At 58.3% G+C, this 13,193-nt stretch carries 13 protein-coding genes and 1 pseudogene; 8 read left to right on the top strand and 6 right to left on the bottom strand.

Annotation, left to right across the window (positions count from 1 at the left end; translation table 11 throughout):
- Window position 1 precedes the first annotated feature (1 nt).
- Entirely contained in the window at window positions 2-679 is a 678-nt protein-coding gene (narI, locus tag FCN80_RS10020) for a respiratory nitrate reductase subunit gamma (RefSeq protein WP_136990015.1), read from the top strand.
- Between the two features lie 41 nt (window positions 680-720).
- Here narI and FCN80_RS10025 read toward each other — a convergent pair whose 3' ends face one another.
- The 5 genes from FCN80_RS10025 to FCN80_RS10045 all read right to left on the bottom strand — a co-directional run bounded on the left by FCN80_RS10025 (window position 721) and on the right by FCN80_RS10045 (window position 4,828).
- On the bottom strand, window positions 721-981 hold the full coding sequence (locus tag FCN80_RS10025) for a FeoC-like transcriptional regulator (protein ID WP_136990016.1): 261 nt from the start codon (window positions 979-981) through the stop codon (window positions 721-723).
- Between the two features lie 46 nt (window positions 982-1,027).
- A complete protein-coding gene (feoB, locus tag FCN80_RS10030; protein ID WP_136990017.1) occupies window positions 1,028-3,349 on the bottom strand; it encodes a Fe(2+) transporter permease subunit FeoB in 2,322 nt (773 codons plus the stop codon).
- 11 nt (window positions 3,350-3,360) lie between these two features.
- Complete coding sequence (locus tag FCN80_RS10035) at window positions 3,361-3,603, bottom strand: FeoA family protein (RefSeq protein ID WP_136990018.1); 243 nt, start codon at window positions 3,601-3,603, stop codon at window positions 3,361-3,363.
- A 15-nt stretch (window positions 3,604-3,618) separates the two neighbouring features.
- The gene (locus FCN80_RS10040; protein ID WP_136990019.1) at window positions 3,619-3,873 is read right to left on the bottom strand and encodes a FeoA family protein; all 255 of its coding nucleotides are present in this window, start codon (window positions 3,871-3,873) and stop codon (window positions 3,619-3,621) included.
- A gap of 202 nt (window positions 3,874-4,075) precedes the next feature.
- Window positions 4,076-4,828: an IclR family transcriptional regulator gene (locus FCN80_RS10045; protein WP_136990020.1), complete on the bottom strand. Its 753-nt coding sequence runs from the start codon at window positions 4,826-4,828 to the stop codon at window positions 4,076-4,078.
- Window positions 4,829-5,241: 413 nt separating this feature from the next.
- On the opposite strand from FCN80_RS10045, the gene FCN80_RS10050 reads away from it, so the two are divergent.
- The 7 genes and pseudogenes from FCN80_RS10050 to FCN80_RS10080 all read left to right on the top strand — a co-directional run bounded on the left by FCN80_RS10050 (window position 5,242) and on the right by FCN80_RS10080 (window position 12,096).
- On the top strand, window positions 5,242-5,634 hold the full coding sequence (locus FCN80_RS10050) for a RidA family protein (RefSeq protein WP_136990021.1): 393 nt from the start codon (window positions 5,242-5,244) through the stop codon (window positions 5,632-5,634).
- A gap of 240 nt (window positions 5,635-5,874) precedes the next feature.
- Window positions 5,875-6,711, top strand: a complete 837-nt coding sequence (locus FCN80_RS10055; protein ID WP_136990022.1) for an ABC transporter substrate-binding protein — start codon at window positions 5,875-5,877, stop codon at window positions 6,709-6,711.
- Window positions 6,712-6,747: 36 nt separating this feature from the next.
- A complete protein-coding gene (locus tag FCN80_RS10060; RefSeq protein WP_136990023.1) occupies window positions 6,748-7,470 on the top strand; it encodes an amino acid ABC transporter permease in 723 nt (240 codons plus the stop codon).
- Window positions 7,467-8,114 carry an amino acid ABC transporter permease gene (locus FCN80_RS10065; protein ID WP_136990024.1) on the top strand — a complete coding sequence of 216 codons (648 nt, stop codon included), beginning with the start codon at window positions 7,467-7,469 and terminating at the stop codon, window positions 8,112-8,114. The genes FCN80_RS10060 and FCN80_RS10065 overlap by 4 nt, the downstream gene beginning before the upstream one ends.
- Window positions 8,111-8,860, top strand: a pseudogene (locus FCN80_RS10070) (amino acid ABC transporter ATP-binding protein); the annotation flags it as partial. The gene FCN80_RS10065 and the pseudogene FCN80_RS10070, both read left to right, overlap by 4 nt.
- A 109-nt stretch (window positions 8,861-8,969) precedes the next feature.
- Window positions 8,970-10,247, top strand: coding sequence for an alanine racemase (locus FCN80_RS10075; protein ID WP_136990026.1), 1,278 nt, complete (start codon window positions 8,970-8,972; stop codon window positions 10,245-10,247).
- Between the two features lie 52 nt (window positions 10,248-10,299).
- A complete protein-coding gene (locus FCN80_RS10080; protein WP_136990027.1) occupies window positions 10,300-12,096 on the top strand; it encodes a thiamine pyrophosphate-requiring protein in 1,797 nt (598 codons plus the stop codon).
- Here the strand turns inward: FCN80_RS10080 and FCN80_RS10085 are convergent.
- A complete protein-coding gene (locus FCN80_RS10085; RefSeq protein ID WP_136990028.1) occupies window positions 12,091-12,954 on the bottom strand; it encodes a glucosamine kinase nucleotide-binding domain-containing protein in 864 nt (287 codons plus the stop codon). The genes FCN80_RS10080 and FCN80_RS10085 overlap by 6 nt on opposite strands.
- Window positions 12,955-13,193: the final 239 nt, after the last annotated feature.

Below are 13,193 nucleotides of genomic sequence, written 5' to 3' on the forward strand. Positions count from 1 at the left end.
CATGTATCTAATCAATCGGTTCTTTTTTGATATCTACCCCTATATCGCCGGCACGGTTTTTCTGATCGGCAGCTGGCTGCGTTATGATTACGGACAATACAGCTGGCGGGCCGGCTCCAGTCAACTGCTGGACCGTAAGGGCATGCGGCTGGCATCCAATCTTTTTCATATCGGCATTCTGGGGATATTTTTCGGTCACTTATTCGGCCTGCTAACCCCCCATTGGGTTTACGCGCCTTTCTTATCCATCGCCCTGAAACAAAAGCTGGCGATGGGCGCGGGAGGCGTGTGCGGCCTGATGACGCTGGCGGGCGGCGGCTTGTTGCTAAAACGCCGGCTATTTAATCCGCGTATTCGCGCCACATCCAGCATCGGCGACATCCTGATTCTCACCTTGCTGGTGATCCAGGCTTGCCTGGGACTGCTGACTATCGCGTTTTCGGCGCAACGCATGGACGGCGGCGAAATGCTTAAGCTGGTGGACTGGGCGCAGGCGATAGTGACCTTTCACGGCGGCGCGGCGGCCAACCTTGATGGCGTGGCCTGGATCTTCCGCGTGCATTTGGTACTGGGCATGACGTTGTTTCTGTTATTCCCCTTCTGTCGGCTGGTGCATATCTGGAGCGCGCCGGTGGAATATCTCGGACGCCGCTACCAACTGGTCAGAAACCGGCGCTGACCCGAATGCCGGCGCGGCGCCGGCCGGAGGAGGGGGCGGGATCAACCTGCGTTTTGCTCCCGGATGTCGCCGGCGCGCGCGGGGTCATTCCACTCATAAAAACGATTGCTGGCCGGATCGCAACAGCAACAGCCGCCGCATTTCGCGCTTTTCACCGTATAGCTGATAATTTTGTTCTTTTGCAGCCAAATATCCAGCATGCCGCTGACCACCTGCGGTTCACTATGAAAATGGCTGCTGATATCCAGCAGACTGACCCGCTGCTTATCGCGAATATAATCACGCAACGCCATAAGATTCATCGTATTGTCCTCATGGGCCCGGCGGCGTATACCGCCAGGCGTCGCCTTATTGTGGTTTGGCCGCCAGGGACGGCGTAGTCCGTCCCACGCCGCGCAGCGCCGCCATTGCCGCCAGCAGCGCCGCCAGCACGGCGGCGATAGCCGTAGCGGAATACAGCGGATGCCGACCGAACGTTCCCAACTGATAGACCACCGTTGCCGAGCCGTAACCCAGACCGGTCGTCCAGCCGGCGGCAAACAGGGTCCAGCGCGTGCCGACCTCGCGCCAGATGGCGGATACCGCGGCGCAACACGGGATATAGAGCAGGATCATCATCAAATAAGTGAAGGCCCCCAGCCGGCCGTCGAAGAGCCGTGTAATGGCGTCAATGGACGAAACGGCAACCGATTCCTGAGCGGCGGCGGCATTACGATCGCTTAAATTGCCGACGCTGATACCGAGCGGATCGGTAAAGGCCGAGCCCAGTTTCTGGACATTCTCGGGAATGGTGGCGAATGCCGCGCTGATCCCCGCGGCGAGGCTAAACGGCCGCGCCGCCTCCGCGCCGGCGGGATTGACGCCGCCGTCGCCAAGGGCGCTATACAACGAATTAAGGGTACCGACCACCGCTTCCTTGGCGAAAACACCGGTAAATATCCCGACCGCCGCCGGCCAGTTGTCCCGTTGCATACCCATGGGCGCGAACACCGGCACGATAGTCTTGCCGATGGCGGACAGCACCGACTTATCACTGTCCTGGTTACCGAAAGAACCGTCGGTGCCCAGTGAATTGAGGATGCTCAGCACCGCGACGATCAACACGATCAATTTGCCGGCCCGCAGCACAAAACTCTTCAACCGCTCCCAGGTGCGCAGCAAAATACCCTTGACGGTAGGCAGGTGGTAGGGCGGCATTTCCATGACAAATGACGAGGTTTCACCGCGCAGCGCGGTATGCTTCAGCAGATAGCCGGTCGCCACCGCCGCGACGATGCCCAGCACATACAGGGTGAAGACCAGGTTCTGCCCGCCGACGGGGAAGAAGGCTGTGGCGAACAGCACATAGACCGGCAACCGGGCGCCGCAGGACATAAAGGGGGCCATCATCACGGTGATAATCCGATCCCGTGGATTCTCGATGGTCCGCGAAGCCATGACCGCCGGCACATTGCAGCCGAACCCGACAATAAGCGGCACGAAGGCTTTTCCCGAAAGCCCCAGGGCACGCATCAGCCGATCCATGACGAACGCCGCCCGGGCCATATAGCCGGAATCTTCCAGCCAGGACAGAAACAAATACAGGCAGCCGATGACGGGAATAAATGAAGCGACGGTTTTCACGCCATTGCCGATTCCGTCGGCCAATACGGCTTTCAGCCACTCCGGCGCGCCAAACGCCAACAGCAGATGGCCCAGGCCGTCGACGAACAACGTACCGGCCAGATTCTCAAAGAAATCGATAAACGCGCTGCCGACATTGATGGTGAACATAAACATCAGGTACATGACGGCGAAAAAAATCGGTATGCCCAGAAAACGGTGCAGCACCACTTTATCAATACGGTCGGTCAGGGTGGAGGACACTTCGCCATGGCGGATAACGGCCTGACGGGCGGCATCCGCGACAAATCCGTAGCGGGCGTCGGCCAGAAAAATGTCCAGATCGTCTTCATAGCTGTTCACCAGGGCGGTCATGGTTTGGTCGGCAAAAGCCAGCGCCGGCGCGGGCGTCAGGGCGCGGACGCCGGAATCGCCCTCCAGCAATTGAATCGCCAGCCAGCGGGGATTGCCGACAGACCGCGCCGGGATGCGTTCGGCGATGGCCTCTATGGCCTGGCCGATATCCTCGGCGTAGGGTATGATCGCGGTCGGCCGCGGCGGATGGCGCAGGCTTTCCCGGCACAATCGGCGCAGCTCGTCCACACCCTTATTGCGGCTGGCCACCATACCGATCACCGGACACCCCAGCGTCTGCCGCAGACTGTCCAGATCGATTTCCAACTGATGCGCTTTGGCGATGTCCATCATGTTCACCACCACCAGCATCGGCACGCCCATTTCGATAATTTGCGCGGTTAAGTAAAGATTGCGTTCCAGATTGGCGGCATCAACGATGTTGACCACCAACTGCGCGTCGTTGGAAAGAATATAATCGCGCGCCACCCGTTCATCTTCCGAGCTGCGCGAAGAGGGGTTAAGGGAGTAGATACCGGGTAAATCCACCACGGTGACGGTACTGCCGTCGTACTGGTAGACGCCGGTCTTTTTTTCCACCGTCACCCCCGGCCAGTTGCCCACGGTCTGTTTACTGCCGGTCAAGGCGTTGAACAGCGTGGTTTTCCCGCAATTGGGGTTTCCCACAACGCAAATGATATTTTTTTCGGGCATGACGCTTGACCTTATAATTTTTCGGGCGAGATTTTTTCGACCAAAAGGATACGGGCTTCTTCTTTTCTGACGCTGATGGAAGACCCCCTGACCCGAATTTCCATCGGATCGCCCAGGGGCGCGACCCGGGTAACCTTGAACGGCGCCCCCGGCGTCACGCCCAATGCCAGCAAACGGCGGCGGTAATCGCTGGCGCCCTTGCTAAAGCCAACGACCCTGCCCTCATCGGTGGGGGCTAATTCGTGCAGAAACATAAACGACGGGCTCCTTTATTTACGCGCGATAAGCGAAATCATAATTTTTCCGGCCATGGCGAAATCCACGGCGATGCGGGTATCCGCCACCGCCACCAGTAGCGGGCCATCGCCATCGCGCTGAATGAGACGAATCTCGCTGCCGGTCCGCAGGCCTAATTCAGCCAGTCGTTCACGCCCTTCGCCGTTAAAGCGAATCAGCGCCACGACGGCTTTTTCCCCCAGAGGCGCCCGCGTCAGCGAGACCAATCGCGAGGCTGCGTCACTCATACTCTTCGTCTCCCGGAACACTTGGCGAATGCTCGGCGACAACGGCCGAACCTTATGCTACTTAAAAATGAGAAAGCTTATCGATTTTATTCCTGTGGCGGGACGGGCCGTTGATCCATATCAAGGGGAGAGGCGACAATACCCCAGAAGCGCGGGCTGACGTGCCGGCATCGCCGACGCCGACCCGCGTCGGGCCGAGCGGTCAGGACAACTCGGAGAGCTTCCGCGCGGAGGCGATCAATTCCTGCAATAACATTTGCCGTCGCGTGTTATCGGTATCGCGGCTGACCATAAAGCAAAATGCCGCGATGGCCTGCCCGCCGCGGGAATAAATGGGGGCGGCCATGCAGCAGGTGAAATTGTCCGACAAACCTTCAGTCATGGAATAGCCCTGCTGGCTGGCGCGTTTAACGTCGGCCAGAAACGCCGTCTGATCAATGGTTCGTCCGTCGGCCAGCAAAAAATCCTCCGGCGGGATCAACGCCAGAATGTCCGCCGACGACAGATGGCCGAGCAACAGCCGGCCGGAGGCGGTCCAGGGAATGGGGACCTTGACGCCGATGTCCGAAGTAATCTTGAAGGGCCGGGATCCGCTTTCCGACAGGACCACCGTGTATTTGTTGCCATCCATGATACAGAGCTGAACGGTTTCACTCAGTCGGCTGACCAACTCCATCATCAGTTGATGGGCGCGCCGCAGTAAGTCGTTCTGCATGGCATAATCCGCACCATAATAGTGCATCGCCCGGCCAAAAAACACGTTGCCGTCCGGTTGGATTTCCAGCCAATCCGCGTCGGCCAAAATACCGACCAGTTCATAGATACTGGATCGCGGCGCGTCGGTACTGGCGATAAGTTCCCGCATGGTCATCGGCTTTCTGGCGATATGTAATTGGCGAAACAATTCGATAATCCGATCGACTCCCCTTGCCCGAGGCGGATTCACTGAGGGCATAGTCATTCTCCATTGAAAAACCGTTTTTGCTATCATACACAAAAAAATCCAATATCCCCATCTTATGATCCCGGAAAGGAAGATAATCGCGCGTCGCCCTTTTTTGGGGCCCCAGAATAGTTCATTTCCAGGGTTGTGCCGCCATTTATTTTTCTTTCGCGAGGGAGATAAAAAAATTTTCCATTTTGTTAATCCATTCCCCAGGAAAATAAGAGCTTAATCGAGACAGTACCGATGAAAAGGTTATTATCGGCAAAGGGGATATTGCAAAGTTAATATTTTTATGACAGTCTGGGCCTGTCCGCTATCTCGGAAGTTGATCCGATATATCAGACAATCGTATTTCACCCAAAGGTGAATTTTTTGAATGATTAAAGCCGGTAAACAGGATTTACCTGGCGGGAGAAAGCGGTATGGCCATAAAACGGTACGGCACCGAGGGGGGCGTGGGGACAGGCGGGCAACGGTTGCCCTTCGCCCGTGCGGTGGAAGCGGACGGCTGGCTTTTTATTTCCGGTCAGACGCCGATGCGCGACGGCGAAGTCGTCGAAGGCAGTATTATTGAACAAACCAGACTGGCGTTCGATAACTGTCTGCGCATAGCCGCGGAGGCGGGTTATGACGCCGCGGATGTGGTACACGTCACCGCGGTACTCACCGACGCCCGGTATTTCAGCTCGTTTAATAAGGTCTTCGCTGAATACTTTTCGCAATTTCCACCTGCACGTATATGCAGCGTTCAGGAACTGGTGGTGAATTGCAAGGTGGAAGTGGATATGAAATGCTACCGTGCCGATAAGAAATAAAATGTGTTAACGGCGTTTATGCTCGTCATACTTCACGTCGCCTCTTTATTGTCCGCGCCCGCGTCGGCCACGGCCTTATTAATGCCGCTGGATATTCAGATTCTGGATTATTTAGAGTCTAAACACTGAATAATTCGAGTCGCAGCGCGGCCCATAACGGGGCGACATGGAATATCACGGGGAGATGACTGTGTGTTTTAGCAAAATCATTAACAGAATATCAGTCGGGGGAAATCGAGAATGAATTGTCTTGCTTATAAAACGCATGCCGCGCGTTTATTCACTGCCATCGGCATTTTGACTCTTATTGGCTGTACGCCGACGGACGACAATAAAGCCAAGGATACTGCCCCGAGCTCCACCCTTGAGGCCGTATTGCAGCGCGGCACGCTGCGGGTGGGAGACTGTTTGTCGTTCGCGCCGTTCGGTTTTTACGACAAAGACGGCAAGCCGGACGGGTATGACGTCGATTTGGCCAAGGCGCTGGCCAAAGATATGGGCGTGAAGCTGGAAGTGATCGATACCACCAGCGCCAACCGGATTCCCAATCTGCAAACCAACAAGGTGGATGTGGTGTTCTGTAATTTCACCCGCAACCTCGAGCGCGCCAAGGAAATCGGTTTCACCGCGCCATATGTGGTGGCCAGCGAAGCGATGCTGGTGCGCAAAGACAGCGGTATCACTTCCGCCAAGGATATGAGCGGTAAAACCATCGCCACGGTGAAGGGGTCGACCAACGGCGACGAAGTGCGCGCCATGCATATTCCAGTGAAAATTCAGGAATACGACAGTTCTCAGGCGGCCATTTTGGCCGTTAAGCAAGGGCAGGCCGACGCCATGATCGAGGACAATAACTTCCTGGCGTATCAGGCCAAGCTCGACCCATCCTTGATGGTCACCAACGAGGCTCTGGTGCCGCTGGAATACAACGCTTTTGGCGTGAAAAAGGGCGATCAGGTCTGGCTGAATTACCTCAATGAGTTCTTGTTTGAAATCAACGCATCCAAAGAAAACGCCGCGCTCTATCAGAAATGGTTCGGCACAGCGCCCCGTTATCCGTTGAATCCTCAATATTAACGCACGGTATTCGCCCTAGGGCTGACGGAGGCAGACATGAGTTATCAATGGTTGACCTTATTCCGTTATTTCGATGTTTTTCTCGCCGCTGCATGGGTGACATTGCAGGTCACCCTCCTGGCCTTTATGCTGGCGTTGGCGATAGGGCTGGCCGCGGCGCTGGCCAGGCTCTGCCGTTTTTCCGTCCTGCGCGCGATTGCGGCCGGCTATATCGAAATTATCCGCAACACGCCGGTGCTGTTGCAGATTTTCATTGTGTTTTTCGGCTTGCCGTCGCTGGGACTCACCATGAGCGCCTGGACTGCCGGCATTATCGCCTTGGGGGTGAATGTCGGCGCGTACCTGGCCGAGGTCTTTCGCGCGGGAATACAATCGGTGCCGAAAGGCCAGCAGGAAGCGGCGGCCATTCTTGGCATCGGCCGCCGCGATATCTTTTTGCAGGTGGTGCTGCCGCAGGCGGCCAGGGCGGTTTATCCGGCCATCGTCAATAATTTGATCCAGTTGTTGCTCGGCACGTCGTTGTTGTCGGCCATTGCCCTGCCGGAGCTCACCGGCACGGCGACGGTGATCAATTCCCGCACTCTGCTGTATATCCAGACGTTCAGCATGACGCTTATCATCTACCTTATAATGAGCAATGTGCTGGCCTGGGCCGGCGACGCGCTGGGCCGGCGGCTGTTTTCCCGGCAGGCTGCCCCGGTAAAAAAGCCGGTGCCGGCGTCAGGCCGAAATAGCATCAAGAATGGGGGGCTGGCATGACCGGTTTAATGTTATCCAGTTTGCCGCTGCTGCTTAAAGGTTTGGGCGTCACGTTGCTGCTGTCGGTCGCCGCTATCGCCGGAGGGACCTTGCTTGGCCTGCTGGCGGCGGTATTGCGCGTCGGTCGCCAGCCCGCCGGGCGGTATCTGGCCAGGGTGTACATCGAGTTGTTTCGCGGGACGCCGGTCCTTATCACGTTGATGCTCATTTATTTTGGCGTTGCCTATTTTGGCTACAATATCAACATCTTCGCCGCCGGGGTGATCGGTATGAGCGTGTATCAAGGCGCCTATATCGCGGAGGTGTTTCGCGCCGGTATCGAGGCCGTGCCAAAAGGACAGTGGGAAGTGGCGCTCATCCTCGGCTTGGGCCGGCGGCACACGTTCTTTTCGGTTATCCTGCCGCAAACCGGCAGAATCGTGCTGCCGCCGCTCATTGGCCAGTACCTGTCGCTTATCAAGGACACGTCCATCATCAGCATGATTGGGTTGAGTGAATTACTGCATCAAGGTCAATCCATCGTCGATCGCGTCGGCCAGCCGGTGGCGGTCTACGGCCTGGTGGCGGTGTTGTATTTTATCGTCTGTTTTCCGTTATCCCGCTGGGTACAGCGCCGGGATCAGAACAGGAGTCTTTTATCATGATATCGAAGGTCGCCGCTAAACCGGCCATCGCCCTTAGCGGCGTATCTAAATCCTTTGGCGCCACCCAGGTGCTCAAAGGTGTCGACCTGACCGTCAATCCCGGCGAGGTGCTGGTGCTGATCGGCGCCTCGGGATCAGGCAAAAGCACCGTATTACGTATCATGAGCGGTCTGGAGACCGCCGATGCCGGGGAGATCTGGGTAAATGACGTGCCGTTGCACGACAAGCGCCGGGCCGCGGAGATTCGCGGTCATGTCGGTATGGTATTCCAGCAATTCAATCTGTTCCCACACAAAACCGCCCTGGGCAATGTTTCCCTGGCGCTGATAAAGGCGCGTAAACTGCCCAGGGAAGAAGCCGAGCGCCGGGCCATGACCGCATTGGCGCGCGTGGGCCTGGCGGACCGCGCCGGGCATTATCCCGCGCAATTGTCCGGCGGCCAGCAACAGCGGGTGGCCATAGCCCGCGCGCTGGCGGTGGAGCCGAAAATCATGTTTTTCGACGAGGCCACCTCCGCCCTGGATCCCGAACTGGTGGGAGAGGTGACCGAAGTGATGCGCGAGCTGGCGCGGGAGGGGATGACCATGGTGGTGGTCACCCATGAGATGGGTTTCGCCCGCAAGACCGCGGACCGGGTCGTCTTTATGGATAAAGGCGTTATCGCCGAGCAGGGCGAGCCGGAACAGATCTTCGTCAACCCGCAAAATGCCCGTACCCAGCATTTTTTGCGGCGGGTACTGGAGCATTAACCCGGCGGGTAGCGCGGCGGCGCCGTCCCGGACGACGGATTCCGTCACGCGTCGCGCGCCAACATTTGCACCGGGCGGACAACCCGGGTTATCAGGAAACGAAACCATGAGCGACATTGATCTTAATCTGAAAGCCGACGGCAGCCTGAATCCGCAGGGGGCGGGGCCGCTTTATAAATCGGCGCCCGGCGACGGCCGCTCGGTCTTACCGGAAGGGGTGGATATCTTCAGCGGCGGCATGGTGTTTTCGCCGGTCATGCTGCTCAAGCGTTCGGCCTATGAGCACAATATTGCCGCCATGGCTGATTTTTGCCGTCAGCAGGGCGTACTGCACGCGCCCCATGGTAAAACCTCCATGGCGCCGGAACTGCTGCGCGGCGCGGTGCGCCATGGCGCCTGGGGATTGAGCGCGGCCACGCCGGCCCAGGTGCGCGCCTTCCGCGCGTTCGGCATCAAGAATATCCTGCTGGCCAATGAGTTGGTGGATCTGGCCGGGATCCGCTGGATTGGGCATTATCAACGGGACAATCCCGACCAGGCATTCATTTGCTATGTGGATTCCCTGGCGGGGGTGCGGATACTGGAACAGGCATTGGCGGATATTGATGTGACGCTCAACGTCCTGCTGGAGGTTTCGGTGCCGGGCGGGCGCACGGGGTGCCGCTCGTTGTCCGACGCCCTGACTATCGCCCGCGCCCTGCGCGACAGCGCTAAGTTGCGGTTGACGGGCATTGCCGGTTATGAAGGCGCCATCGCCAGCGATCGCGGCGCGGAATCGCTGGAAAAAGTGCGCCGCTACTGCCAATGGATGACGACCGTGGCGCGGGCGGTGGACAGTGAAGGGTTATTCGCGCCGGGTACCCTTCTGCTCACGGCGGGGGGCGGCACATTTTTCGACATTGTGACCGACATGTTCAAAGGAGTGACGTTGTCACAAAAAACCCGGGTCATGATCCGTTCCGGCGCTTATATGGCGCATGATGATGGACTCTACGCCCGTAACGCGCCTTTCGCGCAGCGGGGGGCCGCTTATCAGCTACGTCCGGCGCTGGAGATCTGGGGCCGGGTGCTGTCGCGTCCGGAGCCGGAACTGGCTATCCTGGATTTCGGCCGCCGCGATGTGCCGTTTGACGATGATTTGCCCTTGCCGCACGCGTTTCGCGATATCACGGGGCTGCATTGCCGTGGCGCCGGTTCGGCGCGGATCACGGCGGTCAACGACCAACACGCCTACCTGCGCGTGGCGGCCGGCGATCCTTTGCATGTCGGGGATTGGGTAGGCTGTGGTATATCCCATCCCTGCACCGCCTTCGATAAATGGCGCTATCTGCCCGTGGTGGATGACGATTATCGCTGCGTCGGGCAGGCCACCACCTATTTCTGATCGGTCGGCTATCCTTAATGGAGTGATGATCTTCACAACATTGAGGGCGGCGATGACCAAACTAACCAGTGATTTTGTGGTAGAACGCTTGCGGGCCTGGGGTGTCAGTCGGATCTACGGCTACCCCGGCGATGGCATCAACGGCGTGCTCGGCGCCCTGCAGCGGGCAGAGCAGAAGGGTGAGGGCATAGAATTCATACAAGTTCGCCATGAGGAAATGGCGGCGTTCATGGCCAGCGCCCATGCCAAATTTACGGGTGAACTGGGCGTGTGTTTATCCACCGGCGGACCGGGCGCCACCCATCTGCTTACCGGTTTGTATGACGCAAAAATGGATCATGCGCCGGTATTGGCCATCGCTGGGCAGGCGGAGGTTACCGCGCGCGGCGCCAGTTATCAGCAGGAACTTAATCTTGATCGTATCTTCGCCGATGTGGGTAACTTTGTGCAGGAAGCGGCTTCGCCGGCCCAGGTCCGCCATCTCGTGGATCGCGGCGTGCGGATTGCTTTGGCGCAAAATGGGATCACCGTTCTGATCCTACCTAAGGATGTCCAGGACGAACCCTGGCGGGAACCGAAGCACGCCCATGGTTTTACCCGTTCCGGGCCGGGCTATCGGCGGCCGAGAACGCTGCCAGACGCAGAAGATGTGCAACGGGCCGCCGAGGTACTCAATGCAGGTAAAAAAGTGGCGATACTTATCGGCGCCGGCGCGCGTGGGGCGGCGGTGGAAGTGGTGCGGACGGCCAAATTGCTCGGCGCTGGCGTGGCCAAGGCATTGCTTGGCAAAGACGTCTTGCCGGATGATGCGCCTTTCGTTACCGGTGCCATCGGTTTGCTTGGCACTAAACCGTCCTGGGATATGATGCGGCAATGCGATACTTTATTAATGGTGGGCACCGGATTTCCCTGGGCGGAATTCTTGCCTGACGAGGGGCAGGCGCGCGCGGTGCAGATCGATATCGATCCGGCCATGCTTGGGCTGCGTTATCCGGCGGAAGTGTGCTTGCACGGTGGGGCCGCCGAGACCCTGCGCGAGTTGCTGCCGCGGCTTTTGCACAAACAGGATAGGCGTTGGCAGGAGCAAATCGCCCTCAGCGTCAAGGATTGGTGGCGGACTTTGGAAGAACGGGCCATGGCCGATGCCCATCCGGTCAATCCCCAGCGGGTAGTATGGGAAATGTCGTCGCTATTGCCGGAAAATGCCATTGTCACATCCGATTCGGGTTCTTGTGTCAATTGGTATGCCCGCGATTACCGGGTAAAACAGGGACAGCGCGCGTCGCTGTCCGGCGGACTGGCATGTATGGGCGCGGCGGTGCCCTACGCCATTGCCGCCAAGTTCGCTTATCCATCGGCGCCGGTGGTAGCGCTAGTGGGCGACGGCGCTATGCAGATGAACAACCTGGCGGAACTTATCACTCTCCAGAAATACTGGCGACGCTGGCAGGACCCGCGTCTGGTTGTCTGTGTCTTCAATAATGGCGATTTGAATCAGGTGACCTGGGAGCAGCGGGTGATGGAAGGCAATCCGCAATTTCCCGCCAGCCAGTTGATTCCATCGGTGGGTTATGCCCGCTTTGCCGATTCATTGGGGCTTAAGGGCCTTTTTGTGGAAGAGCCGCAGGCATTGCGCGAGGCCTGGATGGATGCACTCACCGCCGACCGCCCGGTGGTGCTGGAGGTGAAAACCGATCCGGAAATCGCGCCCTTACCGCCGCATATCACCCTGCAACAGGCCAAGGCTTTCATGTCATCCCTGGTTAAGGGCGACCGTGGCGCCGGACAGATGATCGCCGATACCGCCCATCAAGTCTTCGGCGGGATCCTGTCGGGTAAGACATCATGATTTGCTTGCCAATAGCAGGGCGCCATCCAGCGCATCACCTTGCGCCGGGACGATTTTCCGTCTGATATCCGGCGCCAGCCAGGGCATGATGGGTTGCGCCAACCCCCCCATCAGGCAGAGCGGTTTCCCGACGTAATCCGTCAACCGCAGCACCATTTGTTTGATTTCATCGACGGTTTTTTTCAGCAATCGTTGCCCGACCTTGTCGCCCTTGCCCGCCAATTTGAAAATCAACGGCACGCAACGGCCCCAGTCGGCCGGCGTAGCGGTGCTTGACCAGCGCAACAGATTTTCCGGGGAATTATTAAACTGTGCCATAAGCGCGCGAGTCAGCGCCGTCGAGGGTATCATGGCCTCGTGGCTTTGCAGCGCCAGGCGCATCGCCCGCTGGCCAAGTACCGCGCCTGAGCCCTGATCGGATAAGGCCATTCCCCAGCCGCCCAGGCAATAAAACTGGCTGCCATTCCAAGCGGCGCCCTGGCTGCCGGTGCCAACGATCAGTACCGCGCCGGGCAAACCGCGGTGCGCGCCCAGGCAGGCGATTTCCACATCCGACAAGATCCGGCTTCGGGCGTAGGGTGTCGGCCAGGCTTGCGCTCGCCGGCGGCTCTCGGTGACATTGGCGCCGGCCAGGCCAAACACCACGCTGGTCCGACCCAGTGCCTCCTCGGGTAACGAGGCCGCTTGCAGCGTATCGGCAACCAGACGGCTGACGTTGCTCATGGCGTCATAAAAACTGGAATAGATATTGGCCGCGCCTCCCGAGTGTTCGGCCAGTACCTGGTTATTGCCATCAATTAACCGCGAGCGGCACTGAGTCCCTCCGCCGTCCACCCCCAGATAATAATCAACCTGCACCCTGTTTCTCCTTTTACCGCCCAACAAAAACCCGGGACGGGAAGTCCGGACATTCGATAAGCGAAACGATAGGAGGAAATTTGGCAAATCGCAATCACAAAACTTGACACAATCCATCGCCGCCGGCGGGCATTCGCCGTCCGGGAAAATGACAATATTGTCATGGGGCGGTCATGGGCAGGGACGGGTCGCTTTGCCATTCTACTGTTATTCACTGTTATTCATCGCGGCGGGTTCAG

It is taken from the genome of Martelella alba, from assembly GCF_005217455.1.
GTDB lineage: Bacteria > Pseudomonadota > Gammaproteobacteria > Enterobacterales > Enterobacteriaceae > Acerihabitans.